At 44.8% G+C, this 25,268-nt stretch carries 22 protein-coding genes and 4 tRNA genes; 1 reads left to right on the plus strand and 25 read right to left on the minus strand.

Features of this window, described 5'->3' with window-relative positions; genetic code table 11:
* Positions 1-162: 162 nt before the first annotated feature.
* The 18 genes from M3205_RS16935 to M3205_RS17020 form a co-directional block, all read right to left on the minus strand.
* On the minus strand, positions 163-1,641 hold the full coding sequence (locus tag M3205_RS16935) for a peptidoglycan DD-metalloendopeptidase family protein (protein WP_251171011.1): 1,479 nt from the start codon (positions 1,639-1,641) through the stop codon (positions 163-165).
* 367 nt (positions 1,642-2,008) lie between these two features.
* Positions 2,009-2,081, minus strand: a tRNA-Phe gene (locus M3205_RS16940).
* A gap of 338 nt (positions 2,082-2,419) precedes the next feature.
* A tRNA-Asp gene (locus tag M3205_RS16945) sits at positions 2,420-2,496 on the minus strand.
* Positions 2,497-2,557: 61 nt separating this feature from the next.
* Positions 2,558-2,629, minus strand: a tRNA-Glu gene (locus M3205_RS16950).
* Between the two features lie 15 nt (positions 2,630-2,644).
* Positions 2,645-2,720: transfer RNA gene (locus tag M3205_RS16955), tRNA-Lys, on the minus strand.
* Between the two features lie 312 nt (positions 2,721-3,032).
* Positions 3,033-4,325, minus strand: a complete 1,293-nt coding sequence (locus M3205_RS16960) for an adenylosuccinate synthase (RefSeq protein WP_251171012.1) — start codon at positions 4,323-4,325, stop codon at positions 3,033-3,035.
* A gap of 198 nt (positions 4,326-4,523) precedes the next feature.
* A complete protein-coding gene (gene dnaB / locus M3205_RS16965) occupies positions 4,524-5,888 on the minus strand; it encodes a replicative DNA helicase (RefSeq protein WP_035328281.1) in 1,365 nt (454 codons plus the stop codon).
* A gap of 174 nt (positions 5,889-6,062) precedes the next feature.
* Positions 6,063-6,509 (minus strand): 50S ribosomal protein L9, encoded by a 447-nt coding sequence (gene rplI / locus M3205_RS16970; RefSeq protein WP_251171013.1) that lies wholly within the window; start codon positions 6,507-6,509, stop codon positions 6,063-6,065.
* A complete protein-coding gene (locus M3205_RS16975) occupies positions 6,506-8,479 on the minus strand; it encodes a DHH family phosphoesterase (protein WP_251171014.1) in 1,974 nt (657 codons plus the stop codon). The genes rplI and M3205_RS16975 overlap by 4 nt, the downstream gene beginning before the upstream one ends.
* 31 nt (positions 8,480-8,510) lie before the next feature.
* Positions 8,511-9,446 (minus strand): YybS family protein, encoded by a 936-nt coding sequence (locus M3205_RS16980; RefSeq protein ID WP_251171015.1) that lies wholly within the window; start codon positions 9,444-9,446, stop codon positions 8,511-8,513.
* Between the two features lie 185 nt (positions 9,447-9,631).
* Positions 9,632-9,880, minus strand: a complete 249-nt coding sequence (locus M3205_RS16985) for a hypothetical protein (RefSeq protein ID WP_251171016.1) — start codon at positions 9,878-9,880, stop codon at positions 9,632-9,634.
* Positions 9,881-10,076: 196 nt separating this feature from the next.
* Complete coding sequence (gene rpsR / locus M3205_RS16990) at positions 10,077-10,316, minus strand: 30S ribosomal protein S18 (RefSeq protein WP_009332461.1); 240 nt, start codon at positions 10,314-10,316, stop codon at positions 10,077-10,079.
* A 58-nt stretch (positions 10,317-10,374) separates the two neighbouring features.
* Positions 10,375-10,887, minus strand: coding sequence for a single-stranded DNA-binding protein (ssb, locus tag M3205_RS16995; protein ID WP_076262941.1), 513 nt, complete (start codon positions 10,885-10,887; stop codon positions 10,375-10,377).
* Positions 10,888-10,923: 36 nt separating this feature from the next.
* Complete coding sequence (rpsF, locus tag M3205_RS17000; protein ID WP_251171017.1) at positions 10,924-11,211, minus strand: 30S ribosomal protein S6; 288 nt, start codon at positions 11,209-11,211, stop codon at positions 10,924-10,926.
* A 184-nt stretch (positions 11,212-11,395) separates the two neighbouring features.
* A complete protein-coding gene (gene ychF / locus M3205_RS17005) occupies positions 11,396-12,496 on the minus strand; it encodes a redox-regulated ATPase YchF (RefSeq protein WP_163140312.1) in 1,101 nt (366 codons plus the stop codon).
* Positions 12,497-12,659: 163 nt separating this feature from the next.
* Positions 12,660-14,654 carry a molybdopterin-dependent oxidoreductase gene (locus tag M3205_RS17010; protein ID WP_251171018.1) on the minus strand — a complete coding sequence of 665 codons (1,995 nt, stop codon included), beginning with the start codon at positions 14,652-14,654 and terminating at the stop codon, positions 12,660-12,662.
* A gap of 27 nt (positions 14,655-14,681) precedes the next feature.
* The gene (locus M3205_RS17015) at positions 14,682-14,879 is read right to left on the minus strand and encodes a DUF951 domain-containing protein (RefSeq protein ID WP_061793278.1); all 198 of its coding nucleotides are present in this window, start codon (positions 14,877-14,879) and stop codon (positions 14,682-14,684) included.
* Between the two features lie 2 nt (positions 14,880-14,881).
* Positions 14,882-15,772: a mechanosensitive ion channel family protein gene (locus tag M3205_RS17020; RefSeq protein WP_251171019.1), complete on the minus strand. Its 891-nt coding sequence runs from the start codon at positions 15,770-15,772 to the stop codon at positions 14,882-14,884.
* A gap of 345 nt (positions 15,773-16,117) precedes the next feature.
* Between M3205_RS17020 and yyaC the strand changes: the two genes are divergently transcribed.
* Complete coding sequence (gene yyaC, locus M3205_RS17025) at positions 16,118-16,747, plus strand: spore protease YyaC (protein WP_251171020.1); 630 nt, start codon at positions 16,118-16,120, stop codon at positions 16,745-16,747.
* 359 nt (positions 16,748-17,106) lie between these two features.
* Here the strand turns inward: yyaC and M3205_RS17030 are convergent, their stop codons facing one another.
* From M3205_RS17030 to mnmE, 7 genes are all read right to left on the minus strand, one after another.
* On the minus strand, positions 17,107-17,820 hold the full coding sequence (locus M3205_RS17030; protein ID WP_251171033.1) for a DUF554 domain-containing protein: 714 nt from the start codon (positions 17,818-17,820) through the stop codon (positions 17,107-17,109).
* Between the two features lie 409 nt (positions 17,821-18,229).
* Positions 18,230-19,075 (minus strand): ParB/RepB/Spo0J family partition protein, encoded by an 846-nt coding sequence (locus M3205_RS17035; protein WP_251171021.1) that lies wholly within the window; start codon positions 19,073-19,075, stop codon positions 18,230-18,232.
* Complete coding sequence (locus M3205_RS17040) at positions 19,068-19,829, minus strand: ParA family protein (protein ID WP_095245558.1); 762 nt, start codon at positions 19,827-19,829, stop codon at positions 19,068-19,070. Before M3205_RS17040 ends, M3205_RS17035 begins: the two co-directional genes overlap by 8 nt.
* A gap of 213 nt (positions 19,830-20,042) precedes the next feature.
* Entirely contained in the window at positions 20,043-20,924 is an 882-nt protein-coding gene (noc, locus tag M3205_RS17045; RefSeq protein ID WP_251171022.1) for a nucleoid occlusion protein, read from the minus strand.
* A 140-nt stretch (positions 20,925-21,064) separates the two neighbouring features.
* The gene (rsmG, locus tag M3205_RS17050) at positions 21,065-21,781 is read right to left on the minus strand and encodes a 16S rRNA (guanine(527)-N(7))-methyltransferase RsmG (protein ID WP_251171023.1); all 717 of its coding nucleotides are present in this window, start codon (positions 21,779-21,781) and stop codon (positions 21,065-21,067) included.
* A gap of 43 nt (positions 21,782-21,824) precedes the next feature.
* The gene (mnmG, locus tag M3205_RS17055) at positions 21,825-23,714 is read right to left on the minus strand and encodes a tRNA uridine-5-carboxymethylaminomethyl(34) synthesis enzyme MnmG (RefSeq protein WP_251171024.1); all 1,890 of its coding nucleotides are present in this window, start codon (positions 23,712-23,714) and stop codon (positions 21,825-21,827) included.
* Positions 23,715-23,800: 86 nt separating this feature from the next.
* Complete coding sequence (gene mnmE, locus M3205_RS17060; RefSeq protein WP_251171034.1) at positions 23,801-25,186, minus strand: tRNA uridine-5-carboxymethylaminomethyl(34) synthesis GTPase MnmE; 1,386 nt, start codon at positions 25,184-25,186, stop codon at positions 23,801-23,803.
* Between the last annotated feature and the right edge of the window lie 82 nt (positions 25,187-25,268).

The raw sequence follows: 25,268 nt of genomic DNA on the forward strand, positions 1-25,268 counted from the left end.
AGAAATGGCCTAGAAGATGACCTCGGAGAGGTCTATCATCATCTGAAAATGCTTCAAAGCCAATAAAATTCAAAAAAGAGGTCCGGAATGAGACTATTCCGAACCCCTTTTGTCTACAAACTGAAGTCTCTAGCATGAAAACTAGAGACTTTTTTACGTGTATTATTTATTTATATATTTTAGTGGATCCTGCCTTTTACCGTCTTTGTATACTTCAAAGTGCAGGTGGACACCGGTTGAATCACCAGTATTTCCCATCACGCCGATTTTTGAGCCTTTTGAGACGGTTTGGCCAACGCTGACACCAATGGAATCCAGATGGGCATAAACCGTGCGGAAGCCATTGTTATGGTCGATGACGATTTTATTTCCATAGCCGCCATCCATGCCTGCAGAGACAACTGTTCCGTTATCGGCTGCTTTGATCGTGCGTTCGCTCGGTCTTGCAATGTCGATTCCTTTATGCAATTTGCCCCAGCGGTATCCCATTTTACTGGAGATATAGCCGCCGACTGCCGGATAGGCAAAGCTGCCTTCACCGCGGGATGGAATCACCTTTGTTCCCTTTGTGACAATTTGCTTCACAGGCTCTTCAAGAACCTTTTCGTTTTTTACTTCTTTTTTGACCGTTTGGCCGTTTTCTTCCGTAATCAGATAGGTTGCAGCACGAACGCCTTCCTTGCCTTTCTGCTTCACTTTCGTTTCGCCTTTAGGCATGCTGCTGTCTTCGACGATTTCTTTTTCAAAATCGATTTTTTCCTTTTTGAAAACTTCTTTATCTGCTATCACTTTTACATACGGCTTGTAGACAGTCACATTTAATTCCTGGCCTGCTTTAATAATAGAATCATTCTTAAGGCCGCTGTTCAGTTCCATCAATTGCTTCATATCGAGGTCATGGTCACTTGCGATATTGCTTAGTGCATCGCCCGCTTTAACCACATATTTCTTTTCTTCAAGAGTTCCCTTTTGCAAAAGCTTCACAGCCTCTTCTGCACTGATGATTTCATCCGGTTTCACAGTTGCTTCGGAAATGGTAACATCTTCTGTAAAGCGGACATCTAAAAGACGTGTTTCATCTTCCTTCAGCTGTGGTAAAGGAGTTGGAGAAGATGCTTTTCTATCTTCGAGTGCCTTTATGTCTTTTTCTGATACATAGGATGTCTTGATTTTCTGAAGAGCCGTTTTGGCCTGCTCTTCATTTTCCATATAAGCGATTTCCTTGCCGCCAATCACCAAGGCAGATGCTTCGGCATGAACTTCCATCTTGTCTTTTAGACCATCGATGGCTTCTGATTCATTTACTTCTGAGTTGGATTGAAATACCTGTTCAGGAACAAAGGAAAGCTCCGATGCCAGCGCCAGCTTTAATCCCTTATGGGAATCTTCAGCCTCACTGATCTTTTGATCAGCCAAATCTTCGATGGCACTTTTATCTGACACCGTTCCAATATATTCGTCACCCATATAGACATAATAAACGGTTACGAGCTTATCATTATTGGCAGAAGCGGAAACGCCGCCTGCAAATGTTAGAGCTGCCGCTGCAAAACCGGCCGCAATCGTTCTATTTATTGTTTTCTTAAAGCTTTTCGCTGTAAATTCTGATGATGAGGTATCTTTTTTTATCCATTTAAACATGGTTACATCCCCCTAGACTACGGTAACAAACAACACTTTCATATAGTGCTATGTAACTACGGATTTGTGAATCTGATTTTTTCACAATTTCTACTTTACCATATAGCATAGCAAATAGATTACGAGACTCAGGAATGTAAAGAAAATGTATAATAACTGACAATTTATGACTATAATTGTCAAAGTCGAAGGATAATTTTGTCGAACGACAGGTAGGAAAAAGTCCCTAGCATCAAGGGTTTATTAAGGGATACGAAGGATGAGAGGATGCGTGTCTCTAAATTACACAGGCTTTATGCAGAAAAGCAATTATATTACAGAAATATAACAAAAAGGAGCATGCTTGGTTGCATACTCCTTCTTAGGATGGCTCAGGACGGAATCGAACCGCCGACACAAGGATTTTCAGTCCTTTGCTCTACCGACTGAGCTACTGAGCCTTATTAAATTAATAAGCCTAAATACTGTTTGGCTTCGTCCTTCGTCCCGATTTGGCAATCGGTACGCTGAAGTGATTCAAGGGAGCTTATTCGGTCGTGCTCTACCGACTGAGCTACTGAGCCTTATTAAATTATTAATGCCTAAATATTGTTTGGCTTCGTCCTTCGTCCCGATTTGGCAATCGGTACGCTGAAGTGATTCAAGGGAGCTTATTCGGTCGTGCTCTACCGACTGAGCTACTGAGCCTTATTAAATTATTAATGCCTAAATACTGTTTGGCTTCGTCCTTCGTCCCGATTTGGCAATCGGTACGCTATTATGAAGCCAATTATGTAAATGGCGGTCCGGACGGGACTCGAACCCGCGACCTCCTGCGTGACAGGCAGGCATTCTAACCAACTGAACTACCGGACCAAATAATAACCGCCAGCAAGTAAGCTGGGCTAGCCAGCTGTTTGCTGACGGTTATTCGCCATGACCCCTACGGGATTCGAACCCGTGTTACCGCCGTGAAAGGGCGGTGTCTTAACCGCTTGACCAAGGGGCCATAAAAAAATATAAATGGTGAGCCATGAAGGATTCGAACCTTCGACCCTCTGATTAAAAGTCAGATGCTCTACCAACTGAGCTAATGGCTCATACTATATGAGTAATTCCAAGGTTTCTACCTTGGCGACGCTTTTTATAATATCATAGAGTTTTATAAAAGCGCAATAACTTTTTTATAAAAAATTCTTTTTTGCTGAAAAACTGCAGTACGAGGTGTTTGACTACTAAATTGCAGGCACTTGGTCGGGTTGGATTTTCATAAAATGGGTATTCTTTTCCCCGGTTTATGGATTCATTTCCCTAATTCTCTTTGGTTATTCCTCTCTTTATATTTTTTAATAAAAACCTCTCCAATAAAAAAAGAAAAGCCCCAATCAAATCAGGGCATTTCCAATCAAGTATTAGTTTTGTCTCCATGGGCTTAACACTACGTTTGTCTGTGTGCGGTCCGGGCCGACTGAGAAGATGGATAATGGAATTCCTGTCAGCTGGGAAACGCGCTCCAGGTAGTGGCGGGCATTGGCAGGAAGCTCATCGAGTGATTTGCAGCCTGTAATGTCTTCTGTCCAGCCTGGAAGCTCTTCGTATACCGGCTCACATTCAGCCAGTACTTTTAGGCTTGCAGGGAATTCTTCGATCACTTCTCCGTTATAACGGTAAGCTGTACAGATTTTCAATGTCTCAATTCCAGTCAATACGTCGATGGAGTTAAGTGAAAGATCTGTGATGCCGCTGACACGGCGGGCATGTCGGACAACCACACTGTCGAACCAGCCGACACGACGGGCACGTCCAGTTGTTGTACCGTACTCACGGCCGACTTCACGGATCTGGTTGCCGATTTCATTATCAAGCTCAGTTGGGAATGGGCCGTCTCCTACACGAGTCGTATATGCCTTGGATACACCGACAACATGCTTGATCTTGGTAGGGCCGACACCAGAACCGATTGTGACGCCTCCAGCCACTGGGTTAGAAGATGTAACGAATGGGTACGTACCCTGGTCGATATCCAGCATAACTCCCTGTGCACCTTCGAACAGTACGCGGCGGCCTTCATCCAATGCGTCGTTAAGCACGACAGATGTATCGCAGACATAATGTTTGATCTGCTGGCCGTATTCGTAGTATTCATCCATGATGTCTTCGATTTTGAATCCTTCTGTTTCATAGAAGCGCTCAAGCAGGCGGTTCTTTTCTTCCAGGTTGCGCGCAAGCTTTTCTTCAAATACTTCACGGTCAAGAAGGTCCGCAATGCGGATTCCGTTACGGGCAGCCTTATCCATGTAAGCAGGGCCGATACCCTTTTTCGTTGTACCGATCTTGTTCGCACCTTTGCGCTCTTCTTCCACTTCGTCAAGCTTCAAGTGGTAAGGAAGGATGACATGTGCGCGGTTTGAAATGCGCAGGTTGTCTGTTGTAACTCCCTTGTCATGAAGGTACGCCAATTCTTTTACAAGCGCTTTAGGATCGACAACCATTCCATTTCCGATTGTACAAATTTTATCGCTATAGAATATTCCAGATGGAATTAAATGAAGCTTATAAGTCTCGCCATTGAATTTAATTGTGTGTCCTGCATTGTTTCCGCCTTGGTAACGTGCGATTACTTCTGCATTTTCAGAAAGGAAGTCTGTAATCTTTCCTTTCCCTTCATCTCCCCACTGTGTTCCAACTACTACTACTGATGACATTAAACAAGCACCTCCGGGAATCCCATGGTTTTAAAATTTATTTTCATTATTAAATACGTAACTTATTTCAACCACTTTAGTTTAACAAGGTGATGTGTGATAGTCAACAAAACACGAACAATTTTAATAAAAATATGAAAATATGTTCGTAAAACAATGAAAATATGAAAAAGAGGACTTGCAGTATGCAGGTCCTCTTTATGCACCAGGCGGCGCGAATGAATCATCAAAGCGTTTCTCTAAGTTTACGAATTTATTATACTCTTTTACGAATGCCAGCTGAACGGTTCCGACCGGACCGTTACGCTGCTTGGCGATGATGATTTCGATGATATTTTTATCTTCGGATTCTTTGTCATAGTAGTCATCGCGGTATAGGAATGCCACGATATCGGCATCCTGCTCAATACTTCCCGATTCACGGATATCTGACATCATCGGGCGCTTATCCTGGCGCTGTTCCACACCACGGGATAGCTGGGACAGGGCGATCACAGGAACCTGAAGTTCACGTGCCAGCTGCTTAAGGGAACGTGAGATTTCAGATACTTCCTGCTGGCGGTTTTCTCCTGAACGTCCGCTTCCCAGGATTAATTGCAGGTAGTCGATCAGAATCATGCCAAGCCCATGCTCCTGTTTGAGGCGGCGGCATTTGGAACGGATATCCTGAATGCGGACACCTGGCGTGTCGTCGATGAAAATACCCGCATTTGACAGGCTTCCCATCGCCATCGTCAGTTTTCCCCAGTCCTCATCTGTCAGAGAGCCGGTACGAAGTCTCTGGGCATCAATATTCCCTTCAGCACAGAGAATACGCATAACCAGCTGTTCGGCACCCATCTCCAGACTGAAGATCGCGACGTTTTCTCCGGTTTTCGTTGCCACATTTTGCGCGATATTCAGGGCGAAGGCTGTTTTACCTACGGAGGGACGGGCACCGACAATGATAAGATCATTTCGCTGGAAACCTGCTGTCATGCGGTCAAGCTCGGTAAATCCAGTCGCAATCCCGGTAATATCCCCTTTACGGTTATGCATTTCCTCGATATTATCGTAAGTCCGCACCAATACGTCTTTAATATTATGAAAGGCACCGGCATTTTTGCGCTGTGCAACCTCCATGATGTTTTTCTCTGCTTCCCCAAGCAGCACTTCCACTTCATCCTCGCGTGTATAGCCGTCCTGGGCAATGCCCGTCGCCGTCCGGATCAGCCTGCGAAGCAATGACTTTTCTTCTACGATCTTTGCATAGTACTCGATATTCGCCGCTGTCGGAACAGAACCGGCCAGTTCACTTAAGTAGCTGACGCCCCCGGTATCCTCCAGCAGTTTTGCTGCGCTGAGCTCTTCTGTCACGGTCACTAAGTCGACCGCTTTCCCCTGATCACTCAGCTTCAGCATTACATTGAAAATCTTCTGGTGGGCCGCACGGTAGAAGTCTTCAGGTATCAAGATCTCAGATGCTTGTGTAAGAGAGGAGGGTTCAAGAAAGATTGCCCCAAGTACAGCCTGTTCCGCTTCAATATTCTGAGGCGGGAGCCGATCCGCGAATAAATCACTCATCTCATTAAACCTCCTTAAAATAAACAGTAAGCAAATCTATATCTATATAAAAGTCCTTTATAAATTCCTTTAAAAAATGTGACCAGCAAAAACTGATCACATTTTTAATCAACCCTTTTATTTTAACATGTTTACCGGCAAAAGCCACTTCCAATATTAGTTTATCGGCTTAGCTTACGCTTCTTTTACATGTACATTTAATGTTGCGGTTACTTCAGTATGAAGCTTGACTGGGACCTTTGTGTATCCAAGTGCGCGGATCGCATCTTCCATTTCGATCTTGCGTTTGTCGATTTTGATGCTGTGCTTCTTTTGAAGCTCTTCAGCAATTTGCTTGCTTGTGATCGAGCCGAACAGGCGGCCGCCTTCACCTGATTTCGCGGTAAATTCAACTGTCAGCTTTTCAAGTGTTTCTTTTAATTTTTTTGCATCAGCAAGCTCTTCAGCAGCAAGCTTTTCTTCCTTTTTCTTTTGGGCATTCAGACTGCTGATACTCGACTGGTTTGCTTCAACAGCAAGCCCTTGCTTGATTAAAAAGTTATGTGCATAGCCATCTGCTACATTTTTTACTTCGCCTTTTTTCCCTTTGCCTTTAACGTCTTTTAAAAAGATTACTTTCATTCCTTTTTTCTCCCTTCAAAGTATTCATCTATAGCTTCTTTTAATCGGACTTCAACATCATCAAGTGTTGCATCCTGAAGCTGTGTGGCAGCATTTGTTAAGTGCCCTCCGCCTTCGAGGTTCTCCATAATAACCTGGACATTGATATCCCCGAGGGAACGTGCGCTGACCCCTATCATGTTTTCAGAGCGGTTTGAGATGACAAATGAAGCAACCACTCCATCCATCGTCAGCAGGGTATCTGCCGTTTGGGCAATTAGCACCTGGTCAAATATCTGATCCGGTTCACCCTTGGCAATCGCAATGCCTTCTTTGTAAAATTGAACGGTTTCAATCAGCTTCGCCCGTTTGATATAAGTATCAACATCCTCTTTTAAGAACTTTTGGACGAGCACGGTATCTGCACCCTGTCCCCGCAGGTAGGAAGCCGCATCAAACGTCCGCGATCCGGTCCGCAGTGAGAAGCTCTTCGTATCAACAATGATCCCTGCAAGCAGGGCCGTTGCTTCAAGCATTTCAATTCTGCCGTTTTTCGGCTGATACTCCAGAAGTTCTGTCACCAGTTCTGCTGTAGAGGAGGCGTATGGCTCCATATAAACCAGCAGCGGATTATGAATGAACTCTTCAGCGCGGCGATGATGGTCAATGACGACCACATGCTCAATCGCATGAAGCAGCTTTTCCTCAATCACCATGGATGGCTTGTGGGTATCAACAACCACGAGCAGGGTATCGTCCGTGGCAATTTCCATCGCCTGTTCCGGTGTGATGAATTTAGAAAAGAGCTCTTCGTTCTTTTCAATTTCCTTCATCATCCTTCTGACACCTGTATCCAGTTCATTGAAATTCACCACTACATAGCCCTCACGCTGATTCAGTCGAGCTACCTTCTGAATGCCGATGGCGGCTCCAATCGCATCCATATCCGGGCTTCTGTGGCCCATGATAATAACTTTATCACTTTCCGATATCAATTCCTTCAGCGCATGGGAAATGACGCGTGCACGGACCCGGGTTCTTTTTTCAACAGGGTTGGTTTTTCCCCCGAAGAATTTAACTTTCCCGTTGGTCTGTTTAATGGCCACCTGGTCTCCTCCACGGCCTAATGCCAGGTCTAAGCTGGACTGGGCCAGAGAACCAAGTTCAGGAAGGGAAGAGACCCCAGTGCCGACACCAACGCTTAACGTAAGAGGCACATTTTGCTTGGATGTGGTTTCCCGGACATCATCCAGAATCGTGAACTTCCCTTTTTCAAGAAGTTGCAGGATATGTTCATTAAATACGGCGATAAAGCGCTCAGATGACACCCGCTTCAGGAAGACCCCATTATCCTGTGCCCATTTATTCAATATCTGGGTCACCAGACTGTTGAGACTGCTTTTCGTCTGGTCATCCATCGCCTGGGTCATCTCATCGTAATTATCAAGGAAGATGATGGCGATGACTGTCCGTTCTTCCTGATACATTTTTTCAATTTCGGTTTGTTCCGTGACATCAAAAAAGTATAATAGGCGTTCATCCGGTTTATGGATCACCCGGAATTTGCGGTCGTGAAGGGTGATGATTTCGGTCTCTACTTCTTGCTTAATCAGCGGTACAAGCGAATCCGCGACATCATAAAGCGATCTTCCGACTAGCGTATCTTCATCAAAGCAGGATGCTAAAAAGGGATTGGTCCATTCAATGTAATATTCATCATTAATCAGCATGATTCCGATCGGCATTTCCATCAGAGCTTCTTCGCCGACTTTTTTCACCCTGTAGGAAAGGGTGGAGATGTATTCTTCCGTCTCCTTCAGGTGCTTTTGATTTAGCTGAAAAAGGTAGTAGAAAGGAAGGATGGCCAGAAACAGCCCAATTAATGCAAATAGCCAATTGTAGTACGCTAATATACTGAGAAGCACCACTGTTATGCCCATCAATCCAAAAATCGGATAGCGTATGGACCGCTTTTCTAAATACGAAGGCATGTTTTCAGCTCCTAAACAGTAGTGTTGTTCATCACTTTTTTCCTAATCTTTGCCTTAAATCAAATCCTAAGTCAATTATACCTAATATCCTCACAATATAAAGGAGAAATGGCATAAGAAATGTAAATACAGCTGCAAGGACAGGCACGGCTTTCGGCCATCCTTTTAAATGACTGAAAAAGAAAATCAGGGACAGGCCTTGAATGACCATGAAAATCTGCAGAATGAAGGCAATATTGACAAGGGCCATAAACCAGTAGCTTCCTTCTGACGGGTTAAAAAGGAAAGAAGCAATAATGGTTATGAGATAGTACCATAATATGCTTTTCGGCAGGCTCATTTCCCTGAATGGCTTAAAGCCTTCAATCTTAATACCGAATCGTTTGGCAATCGGAAAGGAAACAAGCTGAATGACAAAAACAGAAATGACCGATGTCATGACAAATAAACTCGGCGTTAGGGTCTCAATCATTTTCAAGCCTGCTGTAAGCTGTTCTACAGCTTTATCCGCATTCTGTCCGAAGCCTTTAAGCACCCCTTTTGAAGTTTCAAGCGACTCTTCCATCATGCCGATGGTTTTTTTAATAAAGTTGAAATTAAATAGTGCAACTGCTGCAGCATATTGAAGCAAAAGGGCTGCAAGGAAAACGAGTGTGCCCGCAATAAAGGAAGAAGCCCGTCCTTTATTTTCCCTGATGCAAATCCCGATCACCGTGCCGGTCGATCCAAATATCAGAGCAACGGAAATTCCTGAGATAGATCCGATAATCAGGGAAAGCAGAACGCCACCCGTCAAAAAGACAATCGCCATTCTCCGGTTATTTTTGGCTGCAAACATAATAAACGGAAGAGGCAGGAAGAAAATTGAAACGACGCTGAGAACTGGCACATAGAGCGATATTAGAAGCAGTACGGCAAAAATGGCGAGCAGCACGGCACCTTCTGTTAATTTATGTACATTATTCATTGATACACCCCTCAAACTGTGTATCCAAAAAGGAGGAAATCTGTTTCCGCTTTTTGAACTCATATAAGCTCTATTGTAGCTAGTATTAAATGCAGGTTCAACCTTCGCGATTTCAGTTCATTTTATCAGCAATGGTGACTAATAGAAAAGAGCAGCGAAACCCTCTCTCGCTGCTCTTTTGATTGTTATGCCGAAAGTTGAGATTCTTTCGGCTTTTTCAGTGAAATAATAATATTAAACATGATCCATACAGGCAGGAAGAGCAAGACACCAGCAGCCATCAGGCTAATCCCGCTGCTAACGAGTGCAACAGTGCCCAATCCTTTTCGGCCCTTTTTCTTTGCCATAAAGAAAGGAATAAGTCCCAGCAGAAGTCCTATAAAAAGTCTTGTCGCCAAATAGGAAATTAGATATGAAATATCATACGCGTCCATTTATCTTCCTCCACAGTTTTAATTGTTTATGTAATTCAACAATTAATGATACCACCGGAGAAAATAACCATAAATAGGTAATTTAAGTTATTTTTATTATATACTTCCCGAGACTTATCCTGCCGGACTTCACTTATAGCTGTCAAACAAAAAAAGCAGAATGGACAAGAATCCATACTGCTTTTTTATCAATTAATTATTCACCTGAAACGTATGGCAGTAATGCCATTTGGCGAGCGCGCTTAATAGCAATCGTTAATTTACGTTGGTATTTAGCGTTAGTGCCTGTTACACGACGTGGTAAAATCTTACCGCGCTCAGAGATGAATTTTTTTAGAAGATCCACATCTTTGTAGTCGATGTGAGTGATTCCGTTTGCAGTGAAAAAGCAAACCTTACGACGTTTAGCACGTCCTCCTCTGCGTCCTCCAGCCATGGTCAGTTACCTCCTTTAGCTTATTATTTTATATATTTCCGTTCATAATCGGGCACTATTAGAATGGCAGGTCGTCATCGGAAATGTCGATTTGGCCGTCATTTGCGAATGGGTCCTGATCCACGCGAGTATAGTTGCCCTGATTACGATTATCCTGGCGTTGATTCTGATTGCTGTTATTTCCAAATGGGAAATCCTGATCCTTTGGACCGCCGTAGTTCGGATTACCGCCGCCCTGGCCGCCAGAACTATTCTTTGGCTCAAGGAATTGCACACTTTCAGCTTGGACTTCTGTCACGTAAACGCGCTTTCCATCCTGGCCTTCATAGCTGCGGGATTGAATCCGGCCATCTACACCTGCAAGACTTCCTTTTTTAAGGAAATTTGCTACGTTTTCAGCTGGCTTTCTCCATACCACACAGTTGATAAAGTCTGCCTCCCGCTCACCTTGCTGATTCGTAAAAGTACGATTCACTGCAAGAGTAAATGAAGCGACAGGAACTCCGTTCGGGGTATACCGCAAATCAGGATCCTTTGTCAAACGTCCGACAAGAACAACACGGTTCATCATCAGAATCAACTCCTCTCGGTAAAATGGCTATATCTATTATTTTTCGTCTTTAACAACGATGTAACGGATGATGTCTTCGTTGATTTTAGCTAAACGAGTGAACTCGTCCACTGCTTTTGCTTCAGCATTAACGTTCATAAGCTGGTAGTAGCCATCGCGGAAATCATTGATTTCGTATGCAAGGCGACGCTTACCCCAATCCTTTGATTCAGAAATCTCCGCACCATTATCAGTTAAGATTGTGTTGAAACGCTCAACTAGGGCTTTTTTAGCCTCATCTTCAATGTTTGGGCGGATGATGTACATAACTTCGTACTTTCTCATCACTTTCACCTCCTTTTGGTCTAACGGCCCACAAAGGGCAAGGAGCAATATACATTACTCACAAGTTGAAATTATAGCACATTAAATATGTAAAAGCAATAACACTAGAGTGAATTGTAAGATGGAAGATTATTATGAAGGAATCATTAAAAAGGAACCCCTAAACATAGAGATCCCCAAATAATTAAACGTTAAAGCGGAAGTGCATGACATCTCCGTCTTTAACAATGTATTCTTTTCCTTCGAGGCGGACTTTTCCAGCTTCTTTTGCAGCTGTCATGTTGCCTGCAGCGACAAGGTCGTCATAGGAAACCGTTTCGGCACGGATGAAGCCTTTTTCAAAGTCGGAGTGAATAACTCCGGCACATTGAGGAGCCTTCATGCCTTTTCGGAATGTCCATGCGCGGACTTCCTGCACACCGGCTGTGAAATAAGTTGCCAGTCCAAGCAGGTTGTAGGCTGCTCTGATCAGCTGATCAAGGCCGGATTCTTCGATGCCCAGCTCCTGAAGGAACATTTCTTTTTCTTCCCCGTCAAGTTCTGCAATTTCAGATTCGATTTTTGCACAGATAACGATCACTTCCGCATTATCCTTTGCGGCAAATTCTTTAACCTGCTGCACATATTCGTTAGAAGAAGGATCCGCTACATCATCCTCGCTTACGTTTGCCACGTATAGCACCGGCTTGATTGTCAGCAGGTGAAGACCTTTTACAATCTTCATTTGCTCTTCTGTGAATTCAACTGTACGGGCTGGCTTATCGTTTTCGAACGCTTCTTTTAATTTTTCCAGAATTTCAAGCTCGATCACAGAATCTTTATCCTTCTGTTTAGCCAGCTTGCTCACACGGCCAATTCGCTTATCAACTGACTCAAGATCAGCCAGGATCAATTCCAGGTTGATAACTTCGATATCATCGATCGGGTCCACTTTCCCCGCAACATGTGTAATATTGTCATCCGCAAAACAGCGGACAACCTGGCAAATGGCATCTACTTCACGGATGTGGGATAGGAATTTATTTCCAAGACCTTCCCCTTTGCTCGCACCCTTTACGATGCCGGCAATATCCGTAAATTCGAAAGCCGTTGGCACAGTCTTTTTCGGCTGAACCAATTCTGTTAATTTATTCAAACGATGATCAGGCACTTCTACAATTCCCACATTCGGGTCGATTGTACAGAACGGATAGTTCGCAGACTCCGCTCCCGCCTGGGTAATTGCATTAAACAACGTAGACTTACCGACATTCGGCAAACCTACAATACCAGCTGTTAAAGCCATCCAAGTCACTCCTCATTCTAATTTCATCTATAAAAAATACGATTGATTCTCATTTAAACAAGCCTCTAACAATTATAGATAGTTGCCGGAGAAATGTAAAGAAAAGGTGACAGGTACCTATACCACTTTGTCTGACTGGTATAGGTGCCTGTCACCCCTGCTATTAAACCTTCTCAATATTCACAAGGCAGTCATACAAGGTGCTGCCAAGCCCGTTGTCCGATTCGCGGCTGGATGTGAGGTTATTGACGGGGCCCCCGAATTTGGCCCAGATGCCTTCATCGATATTGATGGTATCAGGATGGGCTTTTTTCATAATATGGACATAGCCCTTCATTTCCCCACGGTCATTCCATACTTTGACGTAATCGTTCTCCTGCAGCCCAAGCTTTTCGGCAATATTGTCGGCAATTTCCACCTTCGCTTTTGGCTCCGGCTTCAATAGATGATAATGCTGAGAATGGTTGGACCGGAGAGGGTGAATCGTCAGCAGGGTAAAAGGAAACTGTTCGGCCCGCTCTTTATCAGTCCATTTGATTTCCCGGGGAAGAGCAAGTGTCAGCCTGCTTTCGGAACCCTTTCGGAACGAGGTAAATTCATATTTGCCGCTTGGCGTCTTGAACTGGCGATCTCTCCAGGGCACCGTATCAACCGGAAGCTCCATATGGTGCGAATTCCGTAAGCTATCAAGCGTAATCCCCTGCTCTTTAAGCGAACCAAGGCCCATACTGATGAATTCTTCTCTTGTAAAATCGAAATCGGTTCCGAATCCGAGTCGTTTGGCAAGCTCAGTCCATACCCATAAATCAGGCTTCGCTTCGCCTGGCGGTTCAGCCAGCTTCGGACCATGGTTGACATAGTGATGGTACATGGAAGAATAATAGAGATCTTCCTGTTCAAACACAGTTGCAACAGGCATAACATAATCTGCCATTTTAGCCGTGTCTGTCATAAACTGCTCCATCACCACAACTGTCTCAACAGAGGCAAAAGCTTCAAGGACCCTTGAAGAGTCAGGCACCTGGGTTAAAGGATTCCCACACGTAACGAAGATCATCTTAATCTCAGGATCCTTTGCTGTTAAAATCCCTTCCGCCTGCCGCATCATCGTAAATTGCCTAAAGGCTGTTTTCCGCTCAGGGAGGGTGAGGGCAGCCGCATCAAAGCTCTGTCCTACCTGTCTGTTGGCATAGTTGGCACCGCCGCCCGGAATCCCGATGTTGCCGCTCATGGCAATTAAAGCATCCATCAGCCTGATTGTATTCCCGCCGTTTTCGTAGCGCTGCATGCCCAGGCCAAAGAAAGTGGACACGGGGCGATCGCCATAAACCGCTGCAAGTTCGGTCATCACTTCAGCAGGCACTTCCGTTTTCTCTGCGATTTCCTCAAGCGTTACACTTTCGAGCAATTCAATCAAATCTTCAAAACCAACTGAATAGGTATCTATGAAACTTCTATCCTCCAATCCCAGACGGAGCATTTCCTTCATGATGCCAGCCGCAAGCCAGCCATCCATCCCCGGCTTGATGGAAAAATAGCGGTCCGCGATTTTACCCGTCGCATTATAAATCGGATCAATCACATATAATTTGGCACCCTGTTTCTTTGCCTCCTGCAGCCTTTGATACAGATGCATATTGGTACGGGCAACATTTCTGCCCCAGACGACAATGTGCCTGCTGTTTAAAATATCCGCTGGCCCATGGCTGTAAGAGTCACCAAAATCCTGGCTTTGAGCCTCGATGCCGGCTCCCCAGCAGATTGATCCTACTAATTCAGTCACACCGCCATAGCAGTTGAAAAAACGCTGATCCAGGTTGGTCAGCAAACCGCCATTGGCATAATCATGACTATGAAGAATTGAGGTGGTTCCAGCTGTTTCTTTTAGCTCCTTCATTTTCAGGGAAATATCGTGCAAGGCCTGCTCCCAGGAAATAGGCACAAATTCTCCATTTACCTTTTTCAGCGGATGAATCAGGCGCTCCGGAGAATTCGTTCTGCTTTCAAGCATTCTGCCGCGGCCGCAAATTTTTCCCTTTGTGATCGGATGGTCCGGATCGCCATCTACCTTTGTTACCTGACCGTCATCCACGGTTACCTGAAAACCGCAGCTGTCCCAGCAATTAAGGGGACAGGCTGACTTGAATGTTTGTGCCACCAACCTCATCTCCCTCCAGTTTGTTTCTTATTCCTCATGCTTAACAAGAATTTTCTTCATTTTGCGGGCGAATTCCCTTCTTGGGATCATCACGCTGTGTCCGCAGCCTTCACATTTAATGCGGATATCTGCTCCCATCCGAATGATTTTCCATTTATTTACCCCGCATGGGTGAGGCTTTTTCATTTCCACGACATCATGTAAATCAAATTCTTTTTGTTCCATATTTATCCCTCCGCATTCAGCTTTTCGTAATCCTGTTCATTCCGTGTGTACATCACAAGGCGCGGGAACGGAATTTCAATGCCATGCTCATCTAAACAAAGCTTAATTTCCTTCCGCAGCTGGCGCGCTATATAAAAATGCCTCATTGGCAATGTCTCCGAAACAACTCTCAGAACCACTTCCGAAGCAGCCAGGTTCTGAACCCCAAGAATTTCCGGTGTTTTCACCATATCCTCATACTTCTCAGGCAGCTTCTCAAACAGCTCCTGCAAAACCTTTTCAGCTTTAACAATATCGCCTTCATACGAAATCTTGACATCCACAAATGCCACACTATTATTTAATGAAAAATTGGTCACCTGCATAATGCTTCCGTTGGGGAGGATGTGAACCTCACCCGTCCAATTCTTAATCTTCGTCGTCCGAAGCCCGATTTCTTCCACAGTACCTTCAAATTGATCAACCCGGATATAATCCCCAACCGAAAACTGATCTTCGAAAATAATGAAAAACCCGGTGATAATATCCTTTACAAGGCTCTGTGCCCCAAACCCGACAGCCAACCCGACGATTCCGGCACCTGCCAAAAGGGCTTTTACATCAATTGTCAGCACCGATAAGATCATGATCGCCGCAACGAAAAACACCACATAAGTGAGCATATTCTCCAGCAGCTTCAAAAGGGTGGCTTCCCTGCGCTCTGAGATTCGCAGCCTGGACGGTGTTCTCAGCTTAAAAATATTGCGGATCGCCAGCTTCCCGATCCTGATCAGGATGCCCGTCACAATCAGAATGGCCACAATCTTAAAAACACTTTCCCCGATCGTGACCCAGGTTTCTTCATTCGAAATCTTATCTATCATACTGTGCATCATAATTTCAATAGGACTCATGGTTTCACCTGCTCATTTTTAGTGAATATAGAGAAGCGGAAGGCGCCCGCTTATCGGCAACAAGCTTAGAACCGATAGCCGATGGCGCAGGACAGTTATCGCATTCAAAATTTCCAGTCTTTATCTTGAATGAATTATACTGCATCTCGCCCCTCAGTGCGAATCCCTCTGTAAAACAAAATTATTTTATCAATTTTTCTCATGGCTTAACAGTTAAAAAACCGGTTGTTTAGCGATTAAATAATACAGGTATGTATAGATTACACTAAAATTCCGTATACTGTTAAAAACGTATAAATACTTGTTTTTCGGGCATGGCAAGGATTAAAGAGGGAGTGGACCTATATGAACTTCAAACCAAACTTGTTTGATAAAAAAGGCGGTGCTTCTGCCAGAATCTCGCATGAAGATACAAACTCTGCAGAAAAATTGGCTGCTGAATTGAAGAATATTCTGCCTGCAGGCATCGGCAGCCGTCCCATCGTTTTTGTCTGCATAGGCACAGACCGCTCTACAGGCGATTCATTAGGTCCGCTGGTCGGTACGCTACTTGAGGAAAAATCCATGTCATCTTTCCATGTATACGGAACACTGGAGGACCCGATCCATGCCGTCAACCTGGAAGATAAATTGAACGAAATCAAAAAGAAGCACTTTAATCCCTTTATCATCGGAATCGATGCCTGCCTCGGCCGCATAAAAAGTGTCGGAGTCATTCAAATAGGGGAAGGCCCGGTCAAACCGGGAGCGGGAGTCAATAAAGATCTGCCGGAAGTAGGGGACATGCACATCACCGGTATCGTCAATGTCAGCGGATTCATGGAATTCTTCGTCCTCCAGAACACCAGACTCAATCTCGTCCTGAAAATGGCGAAAACCATCGCGGATGGCATCTATGAAGCCAGCCAGACCCACCAGACAGCGCCGGCATGGCCGGCATTTAAGTGGGAACTGAACCGTGAACAAACACCTTAATGAATAAGGCAAACCGCAGGGGATCTGCGGTTTTTTGTTGAGCGGGGAGGGGGGATGGTGCATTCATCTGACGAAGAATTGTGGCAAATGTAAGATATAATTTGAAACTTGTTAGATAAACTTCAATACTTGCTAGATAAATACATATACATGCTAGATAAAACCCAAAACTTGCTAGATAAATTCACAAATCTGTTAGATAAACCTCCAAGCACTTTCTTTTTCCCGGAAAAACAGCTGAATCTCGTACACTTGACTCGCAAATTCGCGCAGTTCCAGCAAGTTTTAACACCGTTCCGGCATAAAAAAATGCACCGCAAGCACACCATCATCCGTGCTCACGATGCACATAACCTCACCTAAAAATAAACCCCATAAAAATAAACAACTGACACTATAATCCCTGTTACCACAATTCCCGGAAGCAGGTTCGCCACGCGAATTTTCGTAATGCCTGTCAAATTCAGCCCAATCGCAAAAATCATGATTCCGCCTGTTGCGGTCATTTCCTTGATAAAGCTGTCCATCAGAAGCTGGGGGACAAACCGGTCGATTTGGGTGGCAAATAGGGCAATGAGTCCTTCATATAGCATCACCGGAAAAGCTGAAAAGAGCACACCGATCCCTAATGTAGTCGTTAAGATGAGGGAGGTGAAGCCGTCAATAATCGATTTGGTATAAAGAACCGAGTGATCGCCGCGGATGCCGCTGTCAAGTGCCCCAATTATGGCCATAGCACCAATGACAAAGATCAGTGTAGCCGTTACGAAGCCCTGCGAAATGCTGCCCTGGCCTTTCGAGCCAATTTTGCTTTCAAGCCAATCGCCAAGCTTATTGAGCTTATCTTCGAGAGCAAAATACTCTCCAATCACCGTTCCGAACACAAGGCTCAAAATCACCACGAGGAAATTCTCGCTTTTAAATCCCATTTGCAGGCCGAGCACCATAACTGCAAGACCAATTGCCTGCATGACAGTTCCCTTCATACTTTCGGGAATGCGATGGAGCAATTTCCCGAGCAGTGTTCCAATAATAATCAATAATCCATTCACAAGTGTACCCAGCAGAAACATACTCTTCACCTTATTATTTCGCATTGCGAATTATTTTCTTTTAAAATTAAGGCTCCTTTCGTATAAATTGTTGTTTTTCGCTTATCAATGTTGTCCGTTGATTGCAGTGAGAGGATGCTCAGCGAACCACAGGGCGGGCGGTGAGCCTCCTCGACGCTACGAGTCTGTGGGGTCTCACCTGTCCCGCTACTCCCGTAGGACGTTGAATAAGCTACCTTGAGTAAACACCGCACGAAGAAAATGCGAATGCATTTTCGAGGATCTCGCACCTTCCACTACAATCAACTCAGTAAATATAATATAAATAGCAACAAACTTTGCGAAAACAGCCAAAATTAACATGAAAGGACTGAGCCTTCAATCCCTTACTATAAAAACCTGTAAAAAAATAAACCATCATTAAGATGGCTTACTGATGTGTTTCTAAAAGCTCCATAATGCGTTCCAAATCTTCTTTTGAGAAAAATTCAATCTCAATTTTCCCTTTGTTTTTGGTCTGTTTAATATGGACGGTCGTCCCGAATCGTTCCCTGAGGGAGGATTCGCGTTCCTTAATGAAGATATCCTTCTTGACTGCCGGCTTTTTCGTTTCACGTGAAACATCGTTCAGCTGCTGAATCAGCTGTTCAAGCTGACGGACATTTAAGCCGTCTTTAACTGTTTTTTCAACAAGCGCCTTCAGCTTTTCTTTTTTTCGCAGTCCCAATAGCGCCCTTCCGTGTCCCATGGAAATTTTGCCTTCTGAAATCAATTCTTGTATTGTCGGAGGAAGGGATAGCAACCTGATATGATTTGCAATATGAGGCCTGCTTTTTCCCAGGCGCTTGGCCAATTCCTCTTGTGTCACCTTGAGCTTCTCCATCAGCAGCTGGTAGGCAGCCGCCTCTTCAATCGGAGTCAGGTCTTCACGCTGCAGATTTTCAAGCACAGCGAGCTCCATCATCTGCTGTTCAGTCAGTTCCCTTACAACAACAGGAACTTTCTCCAGGCTGGCTTCTTTAGCTGCCCGGTAGCGGCGCTCTCCGACAACAATTTCATAGCCCTTGATGCTTTTGCGGACGATGATCGGCTGCAGAATTCCATGTTCAAGGATGGATTGCTTCAATTCCTCGATAGCTTCCTTTTCAAACACCTTGCGCGGCTGATATGGGTTTGGACGAATGTCCTTTATTTTTACTTCCTGTACGGTTTCTTCACTTTCGGTTTCAGCATTATTGAAAAAAGCATTCAGACCTTTTCCCAGACCTTTAGCCATTTGAAACCACTTCCTTTGCCAGTTCTAAATATACTTCAGCTCCGCGTGACTTCGGATCATAAGTAATGATAGGTTCTCCATGGCTCGGAGCCTCTCCCAGCCGCACATTGCGGGGGATGATTGTTTTATAGACTTTATCCTGAAAATATTTTTTCACTTCTTCAATGACCTGAATGCCGAGATTTGTCCGGGCATCCAACATCGTCAGCAGAACGCCTTCGATTTTCAAATCATGGTTCAGATGCTTCTGCACAAGGCGGACCGTATTCAGAAGCTGGCTCAGCCCTTCAAGTGCATAGTACTCGCACTGCACGGGTATGATTACGGCATCTGAAGCGGTAAGGGAATTAATTGTCAGTAATCCGAGGGAAGGAGGACAGTCGATAATCACATAATCAAAGTTTCCTTTAACTTCCTCAAGGGCCCTCTTTAATCTGACTTCCCGTGAGATCGTCGGCACCAGTTCAATTTCTGCACCTGCCAGCTGAATGGTTGCCGGGATGGCGTATAAGTTCTCTACCGAAGTAGGTTTAATAACCTTTGATGCTTCCACATCATCCACGAGGACGTCATAAATGCAATGATCGACATCCGCTTTTTCAATGCCGATTCCGCTTGTGGCATTGCCCTGCGGATCAATGTCGACCAGCAGCACTTTCTTGCCTATGTATGCCAGGCATGCGCCAAGATTGACGGAAGAGGTCGTTTTGCCGACTCCGCCTTTCTGGTTCGCAACGGCTATAATCTTTCCCACAGTGTCACCTGCTTTCATCTATCAATATTCCAATCTATCTATCTGCGAATTCATTCGTTTCGTTAAATCACGTAGTCTATTTTATCACGAAAAACAGGACAGAATTATTTTTTTGTAAAAAATAAGAAGATTCTAATAGTCTTTTTATCGTCCTTCAAAAAAAACGCGAGAAATAAAACAGGGAGCCCCCGCTTTATTTCTCGCGTGAAAGAATTACTTCTTTTTAGGTATCTTGATCGTAATTTGATAAAATTCATCAAATTCTTCTTCTTCGGAATCGAGATTAATGCCGCTGTCAGAAACCATGGATAGAGATTGCCTGATGGTATTGACCGCAATTCTCATATCCTTGCTGAAAGCCTTCCGTTTCGGCTTCGGCTTCGGATTTTTCTGTTCGAGAATTTTGACAACCCGGTCTTCCGTCTGCTTCACATTGAGATTCTTTTCCACAATCTCCTGCATCAGGGCGACCTGCTTCTCCGGGTCCTTCAGCGGGATGAGTGAACGGGCATGCCGCTCTGTAATTAATTTGTTTAACAAGGCTTCCTGGACAGGCTGCGGCAATTTCAGCAGCCGAAGCTTGTTGGCAACGGTTGACTGGCCTTTTCCAAGGCGCTGTGCCAATGCCTCCTGTGTCAGGCTATGCAGCTCTAAAAGTTTTCCGTAGGCAACAGCTTCTTCAATCGGGGATAATTCTTCCCTTTGAAGATTTTCAATTAAAGCTACTGAAGCCGTTTCGGTATCGCTGAGATTTTTGACAATAGCCGGAGCTTCTTCCCAGCCCAGTTTTTTCATGGCCCGGTATCTGCGCTCACCGGCTATGATTTCAAACTGGCCATCCTCAAATTCCCGTACGACGATTGGCTGGATGATTCCATGTGTATGGATCGTCCGGGAAAGCTCTTCTATTTTTTCATCATCAAATACCGTTCTTGGCTGGAAACGGTTGGGGACGATTTGATCAATAGGAATTTTCTTAACTTCTTCTCTGTCGCTTAAGTCTTCAATATCCAGCTGTTCTTCTGCTGGCTTTTCCGCTGTCACTTGTTCTCCCTTTTCGCCTAGGCCAAAAAAGCGTGAGAAAGAATGCTTCATCACCCTGCACCACCTTTACGAAACTCCCTATTACATATTCTCTATCATCATGACAAATCCTGCTGGACAGGAGCAATATTAATATCTGGAAAAATCGAAACGTTTACACCATTATGTCATACAATGACCAATTGCGCACCCTATTCAATTGGTGTTTTATTGGGTGTCCCCGGCTTCCGCGGGTACTTTTTAGGAGTGTTCTTTTCTTTTTTTATGATTAATATATTGCGCTCACTTTCTTCCTCAGGGAGGGTGAACGTGTGAGAATCCACAAGTCTTCCGCCCAGAACCGAAACGGCTTTTTTGCCGGCATCCAGTTCTTCCTGTGCACTGGCACCCTTCATGGCCACAAATGTGCCTCCTGTTTTAGCCAGAGGCAGACACAGCTCGCTTAAAACGGATAATCTGGCAACAGCTCTTGCTGTCACCACATCAAAAGACTCACGGTATTCCTTGTTCTGACCAAAGGTTTCTGCACGGTCATGGATAAAGCGGACATTCTCAAGCTCCAGCTTTTTCGCCAAATGCTCAAGAAAACCGATGCGTTTATTAAGCGAGTCAACGATCGTAATATGTAATCCCGGAAAAGCAATTTTAATCGGTATGCTCGGGAAGCCTGCTCCTGCACCGACATCACAGACCTTTAGCGGCTGACTGAAGTCAAAGTAAAAAGCTGCGCTTATGGAGTCATAGAAGTGCTTTAAATACACATCTTCCTTTTCCGTAATGGCTGTTAAATTCATTTTTTCATTCCACTCCACCAATGTGGAATAGTAGGTGTCATATTGCTGCAATTGCTGTGGCGAAAGGGCAATCCCCTTCGCCGCAAGCATTTCAGTAAATTGTTCGGTATTCATTTAGTAATCCTTTCCGTTCTCTGACATAATCGGATTTTCCTCTTTATTCAGCTGAAACTCGTGCAATTCTCCCCTGTTCTAAATAGACAAGCAAAATGGAGATATCTGCAGGATTAACTCCGGAAATTCGCGAAGCCTGTGCGAGAGACAGCGGCCTTACTTCCTTCAGCTTTTGTCTTGCTTCGGAAGCCAGTCCGTTAATATCATTATAATCGATGTTTTCAGGGATCTTTTTGTTTTCCATTTTCTTAAGACGCTCTACCTGCTGAAGGGACTTTTCAATATAGCCTTCATATTTGATCTGGATCTCCACCTGCTCGGTTACATCGGGATCAAGCACAGTTTCAGCCGGAGCCAGCTGTCCGATATGCTCATATGTCATTTCCGGACGCTTCAGCAGATCTGAGGCACGGATGCCGTCTTTCAGCTCGCTTCCGCCCTGGCTTTTGATCAGCTCTTGAACGTCAGAAGTAGGCTTGATGAAGATGCTGTTAAGACGTGCTTTCTCGTCTTCAATCGCCTGTTTTTTCAGCTGGAACCTTTCATACCGTTCTTCACTGATCAGACCAACTTTACGGCCAAGCTCTGTTAAACGCAGGTCGGCATTATCATGGCGAAGCAACAGACGGTATTCCGCTCTTGAAGTCAGTAGACGGTAAGGCTCGTTCGTTCCTTTGGTTACAAGGTCATCAATCAGGACGCCAATATAAGCATCTGAACGGCTCAAAATAACTTCTTCCTTATCCAGCGATTTCAATCCGGCATTCATGCCTGCCATTAAACCTTGTCCGGCAGCTTCTTCATAACCGGACGTCCCGTTAATCTGGCCGGCCGTGTATAGATTTCTCACCTTTTTAGTTTCCAATGTCGGCCATAATTGCGTTGGAACGATGGAATCATATTCAATCGCATAGCCGGCACGCATCATCTGCACCTTTTCAAGTCCAGGGATCGTTCTGAGAATCTGCTGCTGCACATCCTCAGGCAAGCTTGTTGAAAGCCCCTGCACATATACTTCCTGAGTATTGCGGCCTTCAGGCTCAAGGAAAATCTGATGGCGCGGCTTATCGTTAAAGCGGACAACCTTGTCTTCAATGGACGGGCAATAGCGCGGTCCAGTTCCTTTGATCATGCCAGAGTACATTGGCGAGCGATGAAGATTATTGTCGATCAATGTATGGGTTTCTTCATTGGTATATGTCAGCCAGCATGGGAGCTGATCTGTAATATACTTGGTTGTTTCATAGGAAAAAGCTCTTGGCACATCATCGCCAGGCTGAATTTCCGTTTTGCTGTAATCAATGGTGTGGCTGTTGACGCGCGGCGGTGTTCCCGTTTTAAATCGGACCAGATCAAAGCCAAGCTCCTGCAGATGCTCTGAGAGCTTAATGGATGGCTGCTGGTTATTAGGGCCGCTTGAGTACTTCAGTTCACCAAGAATGATTTCCCCTCTTAAGAAGGTTCCGGTCGTAATGACGACCGCTTTTGAATGATACACAGCACCTGTCTGGGTGACAACGCCCCTGCATTCTCCATCTTCAACAATCAGCTGTTCAACCATTCCCTGAATAAGCGTCAGGTTCTGTTCATTTTCCAGTGTTTTTTTCATTTCATGCTGATAGGTGAACTTATCGGCCTGTGCTCTTAATGCACGGACGGCAGGCCCTTTTCCTGTGTTCAGCATACGCATCTGAATATGGGTTTTATCAATATTCTTGCCCATTTCTCCGCCAAGGGCATCGATTTCCCTTACGACGATTCCTTTTGCAGGTCCCCCGACTGACGGGTTGCACGGCATAAAGGCTACCATATCCAGGTTGATTGTAATCATTAATGTCTTTGCGCCGAGGCGGGCCGAAGCAAGGCCTGCTTCCACACCCGCGTGTCCGGCTCCGACTACTATGACATCATAATTTCCAGCTTCATATGTCATGATGCGGCCTCCTTTGCTGCAATCAGACAAGCTACATCCCCCAATTAAACAGAGGCTGAACCGGCCGATTGCAAAAGTTAAAAAATCTATTTTCCTAAGCAGAACTGCGAGAATAACTGGTCAATCAGGCTTTCATGGACGCTGTCGCCAATAATCTCACCGAGCAGCTCCCATGTTCTTGTCAAATCAATCTGCACAATATCAATCGGTGTTCCCATTTCAACACCCTGCATCGCTTCATCAATGGCATTTTGCGCCTGGTTCAATAGAGCAATATGGCGGGTGTTGGATACATACGTCATATCCCCGGCTTCGATAGAGCCTGCAAAGAATAAAGAGGCAATGGCTTCCTCAAGATCATCGACTCCCTGGTCCTCCAATAATGAGGTTGTCACCAGTTTATGATGCTTCGAAAGCTCGCGGACGCGATTCATGTCGATTTTTTGATCAAGATCGGTTTTATTGACAATCACAATGACATCCATGCCTTCGACCGCTTTAAATATATTTTCATCCTCAGACGTTAATTCATCCGAGTAATTGAGCACAAGCAAAATTAAATCTGCTTCCTTTAATACCTGCCTCGATTTCTCAACACCAATCCGCTCAACAATATCTTCCGTTTCGCGAATGCCGGCAGTATCCACCAGACGAAGGGGCACTCCTCTTACATTCACATATTCTTCAATAACATCACGGGTGGTGCCCGGTATATCCGTCACAATTGCTTTATTTTCGTGAACAAGACTATTCAGTAAGGAAGATTTCCCGACGTTTGGCCGTCCGACGATGACTGTAGAAAGCCCTTCACGCAGTATTTTCCCCTGCTGTGAGGTCTGAAGGAGCTTTTCGATTTCTTTTTTTACATATGAAGCCTTCTCCATCAGCATGTGATGAGTCATTTCCTCGACATCATCGTATTCCGGGTAGTCAATATTAACTTCCACGTGAGCCAGGATCTCCAGAATTTCCTGCCGAAGCTTCTGAATAAGCTTTGACAGCCTTCCTTCCATCTGGCCAAGTGCCACGTTCATAGCACGGTCCGTCTTGGCGCGAATCAGATCCATGACCGCTTCTGCCTGTGATAAATCAATCCGTCCGTTCAAGAAAGCGCGCTTTGTAAATTCACCCGGCTCAGCAAGCCTAGCACCATTATTCAGCAAAAGCTGAAGCACGCGATTCACGGAAACCAATCCGCCATGGCAATTGATTTCGATGACATCTTCCTTCGTAAAGGTTTTTGGACCCTTCATAGCTGAAACCATCACTTCTTCAGCAATCTCTTCAGTTTTCGGGTCAATAATATGTCCATAATGAATGGTATGGGACGCCACATTCTTCAGCCGCTTGCCTCCTACCCCTCTGAATAGAAGGTCCGCAATGTCAAATGCCTGATCCCCGCTCAGCCGTACAATGGCAATAGCTCCTTCTCCCATCGGCGTAGATATCGCAGCGATTGTATCGAATTCCAATTCATTCACCTCTCTTTTCTTTCTTGCTTCCATCTATATAAAAAATGAATCCTGCTTTCGATTCCCCAAATTAATAGAATAG

The organism is Cytobacillus firmus (assembly GCF_023715565.1).
In the GTDB taxonomy this organism is placed as follows: Bacteria; Bacillota; Bacilli; order Bacillales; family Cytobacillaceae; genus Cytobacillus; species Cytobacillus firmus_C.

Coding starts and splice junctions, on each gene's coding strand:
- M3205_RS16935 (WP_251171011.1), bottom strand. CDS start 1,641: ATGTTTAAATGGATAAAAAAAGATACCTCATCATCAGAATTTACAGCG.
- M3205_RS16960 (WP_251171012.1), bottom strand. CDS start 4,325: ATGTCATCAGTAGTAGTAGTTGGAACACAGTGGGGAGATGAAGGGAAA.
- dnaB (WP_035328281.1), bottom strand. CDS start 5,888: ATGAGTGATTTATTCGCGGATCGGCTCCCGCCTCAGAATATTGAAGCG.
- rplI (WP_251171013.1), bottom strand. CDS start 6,509: ATGAAAGTAATCTTTTTAAAAGACGTTAAAGGCAAAGGGAAAAAAGGC.
- M3205_RS16975 (WP_251171014.1), bottom strand. CDS start 8,479: ATGCCTTCGTATTTAGAAAAGCGGTCCATACGCTATCCGATTTTTGGA.
- M3205_RS16980 (WP_251171015.1), bottom strand. CDS start 9,446: ATGAATAATGTACATAAATTAACAGAAGGTGCCGTGCTGCTCGCCATT.
- M3205_RS16985 (WP_251171016.1), bottom strand. CDS start 9,880: ATGGACGCGTATGATATTTCATATCTAATTTCCTATTTGGCGACAAGA.
- rpsR (WP_009332461.1), bottom strand. CDS start 10,316: ATGGCTGGAGGACGCAGAGGAGGACGTGCTAAACGTCGTAAGGTTTGC.
- ssb (WP_076262941.1), bottom strand. CDS start 10,887: ATGATGAACCGTGTTGTTCTTGTCGGACGTTTGACAAAGGATCCTGAT.
- rpsF (WP_251171017.1), bottom strand. CDS start 11,211: ATGAGAAAGTACGAAGTTATGTACATCATCCGCCCAAACATTGAAGAT.
- ychF (WP_163140312.1), bottom strand. CDS start 12,496: ATGGCTTTAACAGCTGGTATTGTAGGTTTGCCGAATGTCGGTAAGTCT.
- M3205_RS17015 (WP_061793278.1), bottom strand. CDS start 14,879: ATGGAACAAAAAGAATTTGATTTACATGATGTCGTGGAAATGAAAAAG.
- M3205_RS17020 (WP_251171019.1), bottom strand. CDS start 15,772: ATGAGTCCTATTGAAATTATGATGCACAGTATGATAGATAAGATTTCG.
- yyaC (WP_251171020.1), top strand. CDS start 16,118: ATGAACTTCAAACCAAACTTGTTTGATAAAAAAGGCGGTGCTTCTGCC.
- M3205_RS17030 (WP_251171033.1), bottom strand. CDS start 17,820: ATGTTTCTGCTGGGTACACTTGTGAATGGATTATTGATTATTATTGGA.
- M3205_RS17035 (WP_251171021.1), bottom strand. CDS start 19,075: ATGGCTAAAGGTCTGGGAAAAGGTCTGAATGCTTTTTTCAATAATGCT.
- noc (WP_251171022.1), bottom strand. CDS start 20,924: ATGAAGCATTCTTTCTCACGCTTTTTTGGCCTAGGCGAAAAGGGAGAA.
- rsmG (WP_251171023.1), bottom strand. CDS start 21,781: ATGAATACCGAACAATTTACTGAAATGCTTGCGGCGAAGGGGATTGCC.
- mnmG (WP_251171024.1), bottom strand. CDS start 23,714: ATGACATATGAAGCTGGAAATTATGATGTCATAGTAGTCGGAGCCGGA.